Annotated in this window: 13 protein-coding genes and 1 riboswitch; of the genes, 8 read left to right on the top strand and 5 right to left on the bottom strand. The window is 64.2% G+C overall.

The window, feature by feature from the left end; translation table 11 throughout:
- Positions 1 to 304 precede the first annotated feature (304 nt).
- The 8 genes from MPN20_RS06655 (at position 305) to MPN20_RS06620 (ending at position 8,595) form a co-directional block, all read left to right on the top strand.
- Positions 305 to 1,390, top strand: a complete 1,086-nt coding sequence (locus MPN20_RS06655; RefSeq protein WP_242780711.1) for a LacI family DNA-binding transcriptional regulator — start codon at positions 305 to 307, stop codon at positions 1,388 to 1,390.
- A gap of 153 nt (positions 1,391 to 1,543) precedes the next feature.
- Positions 1,544 to 2,656 carry a substrate-binding domain-containing protein gene (locus tag MPN20_RS06650; RefSeq protein ID WP_242780710.1) on the top strand — a complete coding sequence of 371 codons (1,113 nt, stop codon included), beginning with the start codon at positions 1,544 to 1,546 and terminating at the stop codon, positions 2,654 to 2,656.
- Between the two features lie 20 nt (positions 2,657 to 2,676).
- Positions 2,677 to 3,501 (top strand): ATP-binding cassette domain-containing protein, encoded by an 825-nt coding sequence (locus tag MPN20_RS06645; RefSeq protein WP_242780709.1) that lies wholly within the window; start codon positions 2,677 to 2,679, stop codon positions 3,499 to 3,501.
- The gene (locus tag MPN20_RS06640; protein WP_242780708.1) at positions 3,498 to 4,709 is read left to right on the top strand and encodes an ABC transporter permease; all 1,212 of its coding nucleotides are present in this window, start codon (positions 3,498 to 3,500) and stop codon (positions 4,707 to 4,709) included. The genes MPN20_RS06645 and MPN20_RS06640 overlap by 4 nt, the downstream gene beginning before the upstream one ends.
- 274 nt (positions 4,710 to 4,983) lie before the next feature.
- Positions 4,984 to 5,087, top strand: a riboswitch (TPP riboswitch).
- Positions 5,075 to 5,986, top strand: coding sequence for a hydroxyethylthiazole kinase (locus MPN20_RS06635; RefSeq protein WP_242780707.1), 912 nt, complete (start codon positions 5,075 to 5,077; stop codon positions 5,984 to 5,986). (Overlaps the previous riboswitch by 13 nt.)
- Positions 5,983 to 6,864, top strand: coding sequence for a thiamine phosphate synthase (thiE, locus tag MPN20_RS06630; RefSeq protein WP_242780706.1), 882 nt, complete (start codon positions 5,983 to 5,985; stop codon positions 6,862 to 6,864). The genes MPN20_RS06635 and thiE overlap by 4 nt, the downstream gene beginning before the upstream one ends.
- Complete coding sequence (gene thiD, locus MPN20_RS06625; protein WP_242780705.1) at positions 6,861 to 7,742, top strand: bifunctional hydroxymethylpyrimidine kinase/phosphomethylpyrimidine kinase; 882 nt, start codon at positions 6,861 to 6,863, stop codon at positions 7,740 to 7,742. The genes thiE and thiD overlap by 4 nt, the downstream gene beginning before the upstream one ends.
- Positions 7,743 to 7,863: 121 nt before the next feature.
- Entirely contained in the window at positions 7,864 to 8,595 is a 732-nt protein-coding gene (locus MPN20_RS06620) for a TenA family protein (RefSeq protein WP_242780704.1), read from the top strand.
- Between the two features lie 33 nt (positions 8,596 to 8,628).
- Here the strand turns inward: MPN20_RS06620 and MPN20_RS06615 are convergent, their stop codons facing one another.
- The 5 genes from MPN20_RS06615 to nadA all read right to left on the bottom strand — a co-directional run bounded on the left by MPN20_RS06615 (position 8,629) and on the right by nadA (position 14,481).
- Positions 8,629 to 9,147 carry a DUF1648 domain-containing protein gene (locus MPN20_RS06615; RefSeq protein ID WP_242780703.1) on the bottom strand — a complete coding sequence of 173 codons (519 nt, stop codon included), beginning with the start codon at positions 9,145 to 9,147 and terminating at the stop codon, positions 8,629 to 8,631.
- Between the two features lie 346 nt (positions 9,148 to 9,493).
- Entirely contained in the window at positions 9,494 to 10,708 is a 1,215-nt protein-coding gene (locus tag MPN20_RS06610) for a cysteine desulfurase family protein (protein WP_242780702.1), read from the bottom strand.
- Position 10,709: 1 nt separating this feature from the next.
- Positions 10,710 to 11,579 carry a carboxylating nicotinate-nucleotide diphosphorylase gene (gene nadC / locus MPN20_RS06605; protein WP_242780701.1) on the bottom strand — a complete coding sequence of 290 codons (870 nt, stop codon included), beginning with the start codon at positions 11,577 to 11,579 and terminating at the stop codon, positions 10,710 to 10,712.
- Positions 11,573 to 13,195, bottom strand: a complete 1,623-nt coding sequence (gene nadB / locus MPN20_RS06600) for an L-aspartate oxidase (RefSeq protein WP_242780700.1) — start codon at positions 13,193 to 13,195, stop codon at positions 11,573 to 11,575. The genes nadC and nadB overlap by 7 nt, the downstream gene beginning before the upstream one ends.
- A gap of 2 nt (positions 13,196 to 13,197) precedes the next feature.
- Positions 13,198 to 14,481, bottom strand: coding sequence for a quinolinate synthase NadA (gene nadA, locus MPN20_RS06595; RefSeq protein WP_242780699.1), 1,284 nt, complete (start codon positions 14,479 to 14,481; stop codon positions 13,198 to 13,200).
- Positions 14,482 to 14,559: the final 78 nt, after the last annotated feature.

Genomic DNA, 14,559 nt, shown 5'->3' with positions numbered 1-14,559 from the left:
GGGACCCAGCCCCCACCTCGGCGGACATCATGCTTGAGTTTTGGGACCGCTCTGTTGCCTGTGAGTTTGGGCAGGTGTCGCGTTGGCGGGGAGTTCCGTGGTTCGATGACTGAGTGGAGTCATCTTCAGAGAAGCAGAAGGCAATGATTGATTTTCGGCAAGAAGAGGCTGCCCTGACCGGACGCTGATCCGCTCGCGCCTCCAACTGGGTCCTCTCAGGCGCCAACGGCTATCATCATTCCTACGGTCGCGGATTCGCCGGCCGCGCAACGGTGCGAGGAACTCCCGACTCAAAGGTGTCGTCATGGCGAAGCAGAACGATCGGCCGACTCTGGCCACGGTCGCTTCGCGCGCAGGCGTCAGCATCAAAACAGCTTCTCGAGTCCTCAACGGCGAAAAGCACGTGGCCGCTTCCACTGCAGAGAAAGTCGAAGACGCCGCGGCTGAGCTGGGCTTTCGCCTCAACTCAACGGCCAGACGCCTACGCGCCGGAAGCCGATCGCCCTATATCGGCGTGATCATGAGCGACGGAGCCGACCCGTTCCAGGCCCGACTCTTCACCCGCTTGGAAGCCGCACTCGGGCAGGTCGGACTGCACCCGGTCGTGACGGTGACCAACGACGATGCGAACCGCGAGCAGATCTTCCTCGACGAGTGTCTGGCCACCGACATGGCTGGAGTCTGCGTCATCCGGGCCCACCCTGACGTCGCCCACTTCTACACCCGAGCCGCACAGTCCTCATCTGCAGTGATCGTCTCCTTCGACCCCGCAGTCACCGGCGATGGAGTCATCGTCATCACCGGCGACGAAGAGCGTGCCGGTCGACTCGCCGCCGAGCAGCTGCTCGCCCACGGACATATCAGCCTCGGCGTCATCGGCGACCATTCGACGACCCAGATCAGCGCGGACCGCCTCGCCGGAATCCAATCGGCCTTCGTCGGGCGCTCCGACATCGGCTGGCGTGCCTACATGCAGGAAGAGGCGCACGACCAAGCGAGTGCGAAGAACGTCGTCGCCGCGTGGCTCGGCTCCCGCAGCGCCCCGAGCGCCCTGATCACCTTGTCCGCGACTCTGACTCAAGGAGCCATCGACGCGTGCCGCCGCCTCGACCAGTGGCCGGCGCTGGTCGGGATCGACGATTTCCCCGCCGCTGAGCTGCTCGATGTGACCGTCATCGATCGCGACATCGACCTCATGGCCGCCGAGGCGGTCCGCCGTCTGCAGGGTCCGCCGGATTTTGAGGATGGGCCTGAAACCGTCGCCGATGCCGACGACGGAGATCGTTCGCAAGGACAGGGCAACCTCGGCGATCGTGGGGGAGCGGGTGCGATCGAAATTCCCGTCCATGTGATTCCCCGCGGAAGCGGCGAGGAGCGTCCGGACCACTGACAGACTGCAGGCAGGCGAAATCAGGGCAGTTCGTCTTGTCCTCAGAGACGACACCGGCGAACTCATTTCATCGAAACAGTTGACACCGGGCCCCGATGGGCGAATTATATTGACCAGCCTGACAACGTTGTCAGAAAAATTGAAAGGTTCACAATGACGCACAACCTGCAGTCCCGTAACAAGCAGTCCCGGAAGAGATTCGCCCTCCTCGGTGCCTCAGTTGCCATAGGCGCCCTCGCGCTCAGCGGCTGCGGAAGCCAGAAGGGTCAGGGCAATGAGGAAGCCGACAGCGGTTCCTCGAGTGGAGACGGCGACGTCACCATCGCTCTGCTGCTGCCGGAGTCCAAGACCACCCGCTACGAATCGCTCGACAAGCCGAACTTCGAGAAGTACGTCAAAGAAGCCAATCCTGACGCGAAAGTCGAATACCGCAACGCCAACCAGGACGCGACTCAGCAGCAGCAGCAGTTCGAAGCCGCTGTGACCGAGGGCGTCGACGCCATCGTGCTCGACCCGGTCGACGCATCGGCTGTTGCCTCCTCGCTGTCGAAGGCCGAAGCGAAGAAGATCCCTGTCATCGCCTACGACCGCTTCTTCGACGGCGCTGACTACTACACTTCCTTCGACAACAAGAAGATCGGCAACCTCCAGGGCCAGGCTGTCCTCGACGGACTCAAGGCCAAGAAGGTCGACCCGAAATCGGGGCCGGTGTGGATGGTCAACGGTGATCCGAAGGACCCGAACGCCGCTGACTTCAAGGCCGGCGCCGAGGAGACCCTGAAGAAGGCCGGCGTCGACATCGCCGCCAGCCACGACACCCTCGACTGGAACCCGGACGACGCCCGCCAGTGGGTCGAAGGCCAGCTGCAGAGCTCGGACAAGAAGCCCATCGCCATCTACTCAGCCAACGACGGCACTGCCGGCGGTGTCATCGCCGCTACGAAGAAGGCCAAGGACGAACCCGTGGTCACCGGCCAGGACGCCGAGGTCGACGGTCTGCAGAACATCCTCAAAGGTGATCAGTACGCCACGATCTACAAGTCGATCCCGCCCCAGGCGGAATTCGCGGCCAAGGCCGCAGTCGCTCTGGCCGGCGGCGAAGATCCCAAGGGCTCAACGACCTACAAGGACACCCCGACGGACTTCGTCGAAGCCAAGGTCGTCACGAAGGACACCATCAAGGACATCGTCGGTGACCAGATCAAGGCCTCTGACATCTGCACCGGTGACGTGAAGAAGCTCTGCGACGACGCCGGCGTCAAGTAAGCATCGGCGAGTAGGAATACATGAACACTCAAACCAATGATCCGGCGCCCGCAGACCAGCGGGCGCCGGCGGGCGGAGTCGAGCCAGTGCTTGAGCTGCGCGGAATCAACAAACGATTCGGCGCCGTCCAGGCACTGACCGACATCAATCTCACGATCGGCCGCGGTGAAGTCGTCGGTCTCGTCGGTGACAACGGTGCGGGAAAGTCCACGCTCGTCAAGGTCATCGCGGGCGTCCACGGCGCTGATGAGGGCCAGGTCCTCATGGATGGCCGGCCGCAGAAGTTCACATCACCCAAGGATGCTCAGAAGGCTGGTGTGGCCACCGTCTTCCAGGATCTCTCCCTGTGCGAGAACCTCGACGTGGTGGCTAACCTCTTCTTGGGACATGAGAAGACTCGCGGCGGCGTCCTCGACGAAGTCACGATGGAGGCCAAATCCTGGGAGCTGCTGCGCAGCCTCTCGGCGAAGATCCCGAGCGTGAGGGTCCCGATCGCAGCCCTGTCCGGCGGCCAACGTCAGACGGTCGCGATCGCCAGGTCCCTCCTCGGCGAACCATCGGTCGTCATGCTCGACGAGCCGACCGCGGCACTGGGTGTAGCCCAGACGGCCGAGGTGCTCAACCTCATCGAGCGTCTGCGTGAACGCGAACTGGGCGTGCTGCTGGTCAGCCACAATATGGCCGATGTGCAAGCCGTCTGTGATCGAGTCCACGTACTCCGATTGGGCAAGGATGCCGGCGACTTCCCCGGCGACGAACGCACGGATGTGCTGGTCGCCGCGATCACCGGTGCCAGCGACAACGTCGTCACTCAGCGAGCGACGCGAAGGGGTGAGCGTCGATGACCCGCAACTCATTCATCACCGACGAACGGATTTCCAGCGAGGGATTCTTCGCCACGTTCGTGCGCCGAGTCAAGGAGGGCCAGCTCGGCTCGTTTCCTGTCATCCTCGCGCTCATCGTCATCATCGTCGTCTTCCAGTCGGCGAACAGCAAGTTCATCTCACCAGCCAACCTCGTCAACCTGTCCACCCAGGTCGCGTTCCTCGCGATCCTCGCGCTGGGCATCAACCTCATCCTGCTCCTCGGCGAGATTGATCTTTCCCTGGCGCAGTTGGGCGGGCTTTCGGCCTCACTCCTCGGCGTTCTCGTGGTCAGGCAAGGGGTGCCACCGCTGATCGCGCTCGTCATCATGCTGCTGTTGGGCCTGGTCGTCGGTGCGATCCAGGGGTGGTTCTTCGCCGTGGTCGGCATCCCGGCCTTCGTAGTCACCTTGGCTGGTCTGCTGGCATTCACCGGGCTGACCCTGACAACGCTGGGCGTGCAGAAGAACCTGTCGATGGCCGACACCTTCGCCTTCGACTTCTCCAGCTACTACTTCCCAGCCGTCTGGGCCTACGTGTTCGGAGCAGTTGCCGTCATCGGCTTCGGCGCCGGCATCGTCTACTCGAAGATGCGTCGCCATAAGGAAGGCCTCGACAGCCCCAGCTGGACCTCGGTCACCGTGCGCATCGTGCTGTTGGCAGCCATCGTGTTCGGCTTCCTCGTCCTCGTCAACCAGGACTTCGGTCTGGCGATGCCGTTCTTCCTCATGATCGTCATCGCGATCGGCATCGATCTGGTGCTGCGCAAGACCAAGTACGGTCGTTCGATCTACGCCGTCGGCGGCAAGGTCGAGGCGGCGAGGCGTGCGGGTATCCGCGTGACCTGGGTGCGCATCAGCGTGTTCATGGCCGCCGGTGTGCTGGCCGCACTGTTCGGATTCATCAAGACCGGTGTGACGACGAATGCGGGATCGACGCTGGTGAGCACGCAGGACCTGCTCAATGCCATCGCGGCAGCAGTCATCGGCGGCACGTCGCTGTTCGGTGGGCGCGGTACCGCTTGGGCAGCCGTGCTCGGTGCCTTGGTCGTCGGTGCGATCAACAACGGTCTCTACCTCATCGGCTTCAACTCCGATGCGCAGCAGATCATCACCGCGCTTGTCCTGCTCACGGCTGTCGTCATCGACGCCTTGAGCCGCCGCGGACAGCGCTACGTCGGACGCGGCTAGCCCCGATTCGCCGATCTCGCCCAGCGAGTTCATCGAGTGCAGTGAGTGCATCTCGCCCGGCGAGTTCATCGAGCGGACCACTTAACGTCGAAAGTACCAGTTGTAACTGGTGCTCTCGATGATAAGTGGTCCGCTCGACGCGTTGGCGGGCGCTGAGGCGCCGAGGTGGGGAGGGCGCCGAGGTGGGGAGGGCGCCGAGGTGGGGCCTGAGTTCCAGCGTGCCGTCACAGGGTTGCTGCCTCGGCGGTGCTGGGCCTGGGCTGATACAGTCGAAGGCATTGACATGGGGTGCCTGACGCTGATCGCGTGAGGCTGAGAGAACACCCATCGAACCTGATCTGGGCCATACTAGCGAAGGGATCGTCATGGTTGACTTCGACCTGCGTTCTGCCAATGCGCGACTGCGTGCGAACAATCCACTCATCCAATGCATCACGAACACAGTGGTGCAGCAGTTCAGTGCCAATGTGCTTCTGGCGATCGGTGCCGCCCCGGCGATGCTCGACCATGACGCCGATGCCGCACAATTCACTCACATCGCGAACGGTCTGCTGGTCAATTTCGGCACCGCTACGAACCAGCAGTTCCTCGCCGCCGACGCCGCCATCGAGGCAGCCAACGCTGACTCCAAGCCCTGGGTCCTCGACCCGGTGAGCGTCGGAGCCGTCGACTTCCGAACCACACGGATCCACCGCGCTGCCGCGTCGTCACCCACAGCGATTCGCGGAAACGCCTCCGAGATCGCCGCTCTCGCGGGAGTCGGTCTGGGCGGTCGCGGAGTCGATTCCACCGACGAGGTCGACGCAGTGCTTCCTGCGGCAGCAGCCCTTGCGCGAACGACCGGTGCCGTCGTCGCTGTGTCCGGCCCGCGGGACGCGATCATCGCTCACATCGATGGGACAGACCATGTTGCCCGAGTCGACGGAGGACACTCGTTCATGCCGCTCGTCATCGGCACCGGTTGCTCGCTCGGTGCGGTGACTGTCGCGTACCTGGCGAGTGCCGGTGGAGCAGTCGACGACTCGACGGGGGCTGGTGCGTCGGAGGCCAGTCAGTCGCGGCCCGGTCAGTCGGAATCGGCTACCGCCTGGGCGAGGTTCAATGCCGTGGTCGCCGCTCATGCCCACTTCGCCGTAGCCGGCGAAGTTGCTGCCGCAGGGGCGCAGGGACCGGGCAGCTACTCGGTCAACTTCCTCGATGCGCTCTACTCGATGACCGGCGATCAGCTGGCACAGGCTCGCGTCGAGGTCGCAGCCTTCGAGGAGGACGCATCATGATCGAGTCGGACATCTCCGCAGGTCAGAATTCGTCGTCGAGCAGCGAGACTCAGTCTGCTGATACTCAGTCTGCTGATACTCAGTCTGCTGATACTCACCCTGCAAACCCGCGCCTGTCCGGCATCGACTCTCGCCTGTACCTCGTCACCGACACTGCCCAGTGTGAGTCGGCTGGGCGCAGTGTCGCCGAGACTGTTCACGCAGCCGTGGCCGGGGGAGTCGGAATCGTCCAGGTCCGTGACAAGGACATCGACGATACGGCGTTCTACACACTGACGCGCGAAGTCATCGCGGCCGTCGACAGGGCCGTGGCGGGCACGAACCGTCGGGTTCCCGTCGTCCTCAACGACCGCGTTGCCGTCGCCCAGCGACTCCTCGCCGAAGACGAGGCCGTCCACATTCACGTGGGGCAATCGGACACCTCGGTCGAGAAAGTGCGAGGGTTGGTCGGACCGGAACCACTCATCGGACTGTCCGCGGCGAACAGCGCAGAGTTCGACGCCGCCCGCGCTTCGGGCGTCGTCGACCTCATCGGCATCGGGCCGGTCTACGACACCACGACGAAGACCGACGCACCCGACGGGATCGGGCCCGACCGCCTCGGCGAGCTGGTGAGTGAAGCGGGACTTCCCGCGGTCGCCATCGGCGGGATCAGCACCGATCGTGCTGCCGAGCTTCGGGGTCGGGGACTGGTTGGGATCTGCGTGGTCTCTGCGATCTGCCGTGCCGAGGACCCGCGTCTTGCAGCCGAGGAACTGCTCGCAGAATTCGGCAACGGTACTGCTGACGGCAAGGGCAGCGCTGACGGGGACGTCAGTACTGACAGCAACGGCACTGCTGACGGCGACGACTCGACGACCGAGGGCGACGCATCATGACCGGGGCAGAGCAGACCACCCGGCCGCCGATCGTGCTGTCCATCGCGGGCACCGACCCCAGCGGGGGAGCGGGCATCCACGCGGACCTCAAGACCTTCACCGCGCGCGGGGTGTTGGGCACTACGGCCATCACGGCGCTGGTCGCTCAGAATACACACGGAGTCTCGCGCGTCTATCCGATCGACGACGACTTCGTCTCCGACCAGCTCGACAGTGTGCTGACCGATATGCCAGTCGACGCCACGAAGTCGGGGATGCTGGGCTCACGCTCTCTCGTGGAACTCGTCGTTGAACGAGCGGCCCAAGGTCAGCTGGGCTTCTACACAGTCGATCCGGTCATGGTCGCGACCTCCGGACACCGCCTGCTCGAGGTCGATGCCGTCGACGCCGTCCGCGACCACCTGCTGCCGGTCTCCGACCTCATCACCCCGAACCTGCCCGAGGCGGCCCTGCTCCTCGGCGATGATGTGCCCGCGGCGCAGAATCAGAAGCAGATGGTCGAGCAGGCGAAGGAGCTCGTCGCCCGCGGTCCGCGAGCGGTCCTGCTCAAGGGCGGTCATGCGCTCGACGGGGATGTCGCCGATGTCCTCGTCACCGCAGATGGCGAGCTCACCGAGTTCACCCACCCGCGGGTGCCGACGCCGAATACCCATGGCACCGGGTGCACCCTGTCGGCCGCAATCACCGCCGAGGTTGCTGTGCGCAAACGCGAACGTGGAGTCACCGAGGTGAGCACGTCACTTCTGGTTGATGCGGTGGACAGTGCGCTGAACTACCTGGCCCGTGCACTGCGCTCAGCAGCCGACTGGCAGGTCAGCCTCGACCCGGACGGGGCCCACGGTCCCGTCGACCACCAGGTCGACATCGTCCGTCGCTGACACGAGTGGGCTGCGTGGTCGGTTCACCGCACTCGCACACCTCAAACTGACACACACCTCAACTGACACACACCTCAACTGACACACACCTCAACTGACACACATATATAAGGAGAATGAGATGACGACCGACTTCTCTGCCGGATCGCAGACCACGCAGATGTGGGAGCGCGTTCGCCCGATCATTGATCAGATTGAGAGCCTGCCATTCCTCAGCCAACTGGCCGACGGCAGCCTCGATGTGAAGGCATTCACGAACTACATCACTCAGGACAGCCTCTATCTCACCGGCTACGCCAAGGCGATGTCATTCCTGGCAGCATCGACGAACGACCGGGACGAGTCGCGTTTCTGGGCAAGCTCGGCGGCAGAGGCCATTACGGTCGAAGAAGAGATGCACGATCAGCTGCTCGCCGATCCTCGTCTGGCTGCAGGCCAGGAGGAGCTGGTCAACAGCGGCGCCCGGTTCAAAGCCTCTCCCACGACCCTGGGCTACGTGTCCTACCTCGTGGCCACCGCTGCCAGTGCACCATACGGCGAAGGAGTCGCCGGAGTCCTGCCGTGCTTCTGGGTGTATGCGCACATGGGCAAGGTGCTCGTCGAGCGGGCAGGCCAGATGAGCGAAAATCATCCGTATCGGACGTGGGTGCAGACCTACGAATCTCCGGAGTTCGACGAATCGACTCGGCAGGCCGTGCAGATCCTCGAGCAGGAGCTCGACAAGGCTTCGGCCGAAGATGCCGCGAGGATGCGGGCGACCTTCGAACAGGCATGTGTCTACGAGCTGCACTTCTGGGCCTCGGCGCATGCGCTGCAGGACTGGGATGCGACAGTGTTCGTGCCGAAGAGCTGAGCCACTGAGGCGATATCCGGGGTCGGCCCAGTTTCAGGGCTTGAGTTGCCGATAGGTGCGCCACGTCGCCAAACCGGCGATGACGAGAAAAAACACGGTGGGGACGAAGCTCATGCCGGTCGGCATCGATGCGCCGCGACCTTCGCGCAGGATCATGACAAGAATCGTCGTGAAGAGCAGGGCCAGCGAGCCGCCGAGGGTGCGCAGGAACTGCATGAGGCAGTCATAGAGATACGCGTGCTCGCCGCGTTCGAGCCAATAGTCCTTGTTCGGAAAATTGATGATCGCTGTCGGCAGCTTCTCCCAGATCCACCGGATCGAGAAGATCAGCGGAAATCCGATGCCGAGCGGTACCAATACCGCCATCATTCCAGCCTTCGACGACCAGTCATCGGGTTGCCCGGACGCGTCGAAATGGCTGGCGACGGTCTCCGGAGCCTGAGTCCAGAACCATATGGAAGCACCGATGAACACAAGAATCGAGACCGTCGCGAAGACGAGCGCGGCGGTGGCCTCGAGCGGATTCTGGCGCGGAGCTGATGAGGAAGTCACCCTGCCAGACTAGCAATGTCAGCCGATCAGGCTGGGTGAGTTCCCGGCGGTCCTTCGGTCTTATTCGTGATCGGTCCGAACGAACCCATGGCATGCCAACCGCGACGCAACGTGGTCCACAGGAGAATATGGTCGACTTCCATGAGAGGCACGCGATCTCGTCGCGGACAGGCATATCGTCCGATGAAGAAAACGATCGTGGTGAAGGACACCCCGATAACGAAGAGAATCAGCAAATCCATGACGGCCCCCTCGCGCCCGTGTGGAATACTCCCTTCTATTTTCGACCCAAAATGGGCATAAAGATAGAGCCACTTAGCGAGAAGTGGACTGCTCATGCGGAGACTCACATATAGCTGAGCGCCAAGTGATTCGCCGCGGCAACCACCGCTTCGGCAGCCTGACGTCCCTGGTCAGCAGTGATGCTCGACGGGAACGTGAAACGGACGCTTGTCTTGGCGACCTCGGCGTCAATGCCCATTGCCACGAGCACATGCGAGGGTTCGTCAGAACCGACCGCACAGGCTGACCCGCTCGAAGCGGTCACGCCCAAACGCTCGAGTTCGAGCAGCACCGCCTCTCCGCTGGTGCCCGGAAAGCAGAACGACGCATGGTTCGGGGTCCTGGACTCAGCGCTGCCGGTGAGGAAGACACCCGGCACCGAGCCGGTCACCTCGGCGATGAAGGCATCCCGGATGGCCTGGACACGATCGGCGGCCTCGATGCGCTCTGCCTCGGCGAGGTCGAGGGCAGTGGCGAAGGCAACGGCCAACGCGACGTTCTCCGTCCCCGACCGGCGCCCGGACTCCTGGCCGCCACCGTGGATGATCGGCTCGACCGGGATGCGTGCGCGGATCGCGACCACGCCGATTCCCTTCGGTGCACCGACCTTGTGCCCGGCCAGGCTCATGGCGTCGACGCCGAGCCCGCTCAGCGGCAGCCAGCCCGCCGCCTGCACGGCATCCGTGTGGAACAGGGCACCTGCCTGATGGGCGGCCTCGGCCAGAGCTGAGACATCGCCGACCGTTCCGACCTCGTTGTTCGCATAGCCCAGACTGACCAGCGCCGTGTCCTTACGCAGCGCGGCGCGGAGGGCATCGGGCGTGATGGTGCCATCAGGCCCGACCGCAACCTCCGTGACTTCGAACCCGTGCCGACGCACCAAGAAATCCACCGAGGCGAGCACGGCTTCATGCTCGATGGCCGAGGTGACGATATGCCGCCGAGGTGACTCATCATCGGCATTGCCACCACCTGAGGGAACGCCCGCATCGGCACCGAGCCCCATCCCGATGATCGCAAGATTGTCCGATTCGGTGCCGCCGCTGGTGAAGATGATGTCCGTGCTGCGCATGCCCAAGACCTTCGCGACCCGGCGCCGGGCATCCGTGAGCGCTTCTGCCGAAGTGCGCCCAACCTCGTGGTGGCTCGAGGGGTTGCCGAACGCTGCGGTCAGATATGGCCACGCGGCTTCGAGAGCCTCTCGACGGACCGGTGCCGCCGAGGCGGTGTCGAGGTAGAGCGGAGTGCTGCCGTTGCCGAGGGGCGAATCGAGCGTCATGTCAGCCCGCGTCCAGAACCAGGTCGAGCCCCAAATCGATCGCGCGGACACTGTGAGTCAACGCCCCGGACGAGATCACGTCGACCCCGGTGGCCGCAATATCGGCAACCGTGTCGAGAGTGACGTTGCCGCTGGCTTCGACCACCGCGCGACCGGCGATGAGTTCGACTCCGGCACGCAGATCGGCCAGCGAGAAGTTGTCGAGCATGATGATGTCGGCACCACCGTCGAGGACCGGGCCGATCTGCTCGAGTCGGTCGACCTCGACCTCGATCGTCGTCGTATGCGACAGCTGCGCTCGAGCCGACCGGATTGCGGCGCTGACATCTGCCTTCTCACCGGCGAGGACTGCGAGATGGTTGTCCTTGACCATGACCGCGTCGGAGAGGCCGAACCGGTGGTTGTGTCCGCCGCCGCAGCGCACCGCGTGCTTCTCGAAAGCTCGCAGACCCGGGGTCGTTTTGCGAGTGTCAGCAATGCGCACACTCATGCCGGCGGAGTTCGTGGCAGCAGCATCAACGAAAGCCCGGGTATGCGTCGCGATGCCACTCATTCGCTGGCAGAAGTTGAGCGCGATCCGCTCTGCCCGCAGCACTGCCCGGGCCGGGCCCGACACCGTCGCCAGGGTGTCACCGGGGGAGAAGGACTCGCCGTCGGCGGCGGTGACATCCACTTCGACACTGGCATCGACGAGCGAAAATGCCCTGGCGAAGACCTCACCACCAGCAAAGATGCCGGCCTCACGCGCACTGAGTACCGCCTGCGCCGAGGCGGTGGCCGGGATGAAAGTGTCACCCGTGATGTCGCCCCAGGGAGCATCCTCGTCGAGTGCGAATCGAAGCGCGGACTCGATCGTTGCGGTCGTCAGCATGAAACAGCCTCCTGAAGCAGGGAAGTGGTGGGCGTGGATTCGACGAATCCGGGCTGCAGAACCGGCACGGCGCCCGTCGCGGGGAAGTCGGTGCGGGTATGGGCTCCGCGACTCTCCTTCCGCGCGAGCGCATGAGCGGCGATGTGCCGCGCGATGAGGGTGAGGTTCGCGGTCTCGAGTTGCTCGCGCAGCTGCTCGTTGTCAATGTCCGACGCGAATCGATCCGCGGCGCCGGAGATGGACCGATCAGCGTTTGCCTCAACCTCGCCGAGGCGGTCGAGCAGTGTCCGCAGTCCCGTTTCGCTGCGTTCGACGCCGAGGTGATCCCACGCGAGATTCTGCACTTCGTTCCGAGCAATCTGACCGTTCCGAGCGATCTGAGCGAGGGAGGGAGTGGTGCCAGGGAAGCGAGCAGCCCCGGGGGATGCAGTGCAGCCAGAGGAGCCACGGGCGCCCGCCGCGATCGCCTCAGCGGCTCGTGCTCCGAACACCGCACCTTCAAGCAGAGAGTTCGAAGCCAGACGGTTGGCGCCGTGAACGCCGGTGAAGGCAACCTCGCCGATGGCGAAGAGTCCGTCGACCGAGGTTCGGCCGTCCAGATCAGTGGCGACACCGCCCATGAAGTAGTGAGCCGCAGGAGTGACAGGAATGAGGTCGGTCGCGAGGTCGAGTCCGTGGGCTGCGAGACCGCGGGTGATCGACGGGAAGTGAGCAGTCACCTCGGCGATGGCCCTCGCATCGAGGTAACAGGGTTCCCCATCCTGCGCCGCCATTGTCCGGTGGATCGCCAGTGCCACGACGTCGCGGGGCGCGAGTTCGGCTCGGCGGTCGACGTCGGGCATGAAGCGGCGACCGTGCGCGTCGAGCAAGATTGCACCAGCGCCGCGGACCGCTTCCGAGATGAGGAAACCGGCCCCGGCAAGTGCCGTCGGGTGGAACTGAAAGAACTCCAGATCAGCGACGTCAGCACCAGCACGGATCGCGGCGGCCAGACCGTCACCTGTTGCGGCCAGTGGATTCGTCGTGTGGGCGAAGAGCTGTCCCGCACCACCGGTGGCCAGCACCACAGCATCGGCGGCCAGTATTTCGAGTCTTCCGTCGTGGAGCAGGCTGACGCCGGTGGCTCTGCCCTCACCGATTGCGACGTCGACGAGCATCGAATGCTCACGCACAGCGATGGTCCCAGCGGCCGCCTCGGTGCGGGTGGCCTTGACCAGGGCATCGGTGATCGCGTGGCCGGTGGCATCTCCGCCGGAATGGACGATGCGCGCCACAGAATGTGCGCCCTCCATGCCTCTGGCCCAGTGCCCGGAAGTATCCGTGTCGAAGGTGACGCCGGCTGCGGCGAGCTCAAGAATCCGATCGGGGCCCTCTGTGCACAGCACACGGACGGCGGCCTCATCACTGAGCCCAGCGCCGGCGATCAGGGTGTCGTCGATGTGCGAATCGACGCTGTCATCGGCCGCGAGAACGCCGGCGATCCCGCCTTGGGCCATGGCCGTATTCGACTCTCCCAGACCGTCCTTGGTCACGACGGTCACCTCGTGGCTGCCTGCCAACCGCAGCGCAGTGGTGAGGCCCGCAATCCCGGAGCCGATGATGACGATATGAGCCATGATCAGATCCGGGGCTTCGCAGCGAGCATTCGCTCCAGCGAGACACGAGCCGGATCGGCCACCTCGGCGTCGACGGAGATCTGGTTGATCACGGTCCCGTCGAGCAGCGACTCGAGGACCCAGGCGATGTAGCCGGGGTGGATCCGATACATCGTCGAGCATGGGCACACGACAGGATCGAGGCAGAAGATGGTGTGCTCGGGATGTTCGGCCGCCAGGCGCTGGACGAGGTTGATCTCGGTTCCGATGGCGAACGTGGTCGGCTCGACCGCCTCGGCGATGGCCTTCGTGATGTAGGCCGTGGACCCGGACTCATCGGCCGCGGCCACGGTCTCCTGCGGGCACTCGGGGTGGACGATGACGCGCACATCGGGGTGATCGACGCGTGCCTGCGCGATCTGCGCGGGGGTGAAGCGTTTGTGCACGGAGCAGAATCCCTGCCACAGGATGACCTTCGAGTCCTTCACGGTGTCGGGGGAGTTGTTGCCCAGCGGCCGGGCCGGGTTCCACAGCGGCATCGCCTCGATGTCGATGCCCATGGTCAGCGCGGTGTTGCGGCCCAGGTGCTGGTCGGGGAAGAACAGCACGCGCTGCCCGCGCTCAAACGCCCACTCAAGGACCACCTCGGCGTTGGAGGAGGTGCACACGATGCCGCCGTTGCGTCCGCAGAACCCCTTGATCGCGGCCGAGGAATTCATGTAAGTGACCGGGATGACGGGCACCTTGCCCTCGGCATCGGGCTCGGTGCCCAACAGATCGGTCAGCTGCTCCCAGCAGTCCTCGACCTGGTCGATGTCGGCCATGTCTGCCATCGAGCAGCCGGCGGCGAGGTTGGGCAGGATCACCGACTGGTCAGAGGTGGAGAGCAGGTCCGCGGTCTCAGCCATGAAGTGCACGCCGCAGAAGACGATGGCCTCAGCCTCCGGGTGGTTCTGGGCGGCCTTGGCGAGCATGAACGAGTCGCCGATGTAGTCAGCGTGCTCGATGACCTCGACCCGCTGATAGTGGTGGCCGAGGATGACGACCCTGTCGCCGAGCTTGTCCTTGGCGCGGATGATCCGGTCATTGAGTTCCTCAGCGGAGGCGTCCCTGTACTCGGCGGGGATCTCACCCTGGCGTGGAGATGCAGCGGGAATCGGATCGTCCATCGAAGCGCCGGGCCCGTATCCGGGTTTGACGTCGACGTCCCACGGGGCATCGATGAGGTCGGTCGAACACATGTCGTCGTTCGCACCCTTCGCGGAGATGTCCCTGAGGGTGAGCTCGATCGAGGCTGTTGTGGTCATCATCGTCCTTCGCGGTAGGTGCGGGTCCTTCGCGGTGCAGTGTGGCGCGCAGCGAAATATTTACGCAGATTTGAGCTT

Source organism: Brevibacterium sp. ZH18, from assembly GCF_022748595.1.
GTDB lineage: Bacteria > Actinomycetota > Actinomycetes > Actinomycetales > Brevibacteriaceae > Brevibacterium.
This window is presented reverse-complemented; position numbering and strand designations above follow the sequence as displayed.

Bases quoted from the DNA above. Each gene is read 5' to 3' on its own strand.
- MPN20_RS06645 (WP_242780709.1), top strand. From the start codon at position 2,677: ATGAACACTCAAACCAATGATCCGGCGCCCGCAGACCAGCGGGCGCCG.
- MPN20_RS06620 (WP_242780704.1), top strand. From the start codon at position 7,864: ATGACGACCGACTTCTCTGCCGGATCGCAGACCACGCAGATGTGGGAG.
- MPN20_RS06610 (WP_242780702.1), bottom strand. From the start codon at position 10,708: ATGACGCTCGATTCGCCCCTCGGCAACGGCAGCACTCCGCTCTACCTC.
- nadC (WP_242780701.1), bottom strand. From the start codon at position 11,579: ATGCTGACGACCGCAACGATCGAGTCCGCGCTTCGATTCGCACTCGAC.
- MPN20_RS06650 (WP_242780710.1), top strand. From the start codon at position 1,544: ATGACGCACAACCTGCAGTCCCGTAACAAGCAGTCCCGGAAGAGATTC.
- MPN20_RS06655 (WP_242780711.1), top strand. From the start codon at position 305: ATGGCGAAGCAGAACGATCGGCCGACTCTGGCCACGGTCGCTTCGCGC.
- thiD (WP_242780705.1), top strand. From the start codon at position 6,861: ATGACCGGGGCAGAGCAGACCACCCGGCCGCCGATCGTGCTGTCCATC.
- MPN20_RS06640 (WP_242780708.1), top strand. From the start codon at position 3,498: ATGACCCGCAACTCATTCATCACCGACGAACGGATTTCCAGCGAGGGA.
- MPN20_RS06635 (WP_242780707.1), top strand. From the start codon at position 5,075: ATGGTTGACTTCGACCTGCGTTCTGCCAATGCGCGACTGCGTGCGAAC.
- nadA (WP_242780699.1), bottom strand. From the start codon at position 14,481: ATGACCACAACAGCCTCGATCGAGCTCACCCTCAGGGACATCTCCGCG.
- thiE (WP_242780706.1), top strand. From the start codon at position 5,983: ATGATCGAGTCGGACATCTCCGCAGGTCAGAATTCGTCGTCGAGCAGC.
- nadB (WP_242780700.1), bottom strand. From the start codon at position 13,195: ATGGCTCATATCGTCATCATCGGCTCCGGGATTGCGGGCCTCACCACT.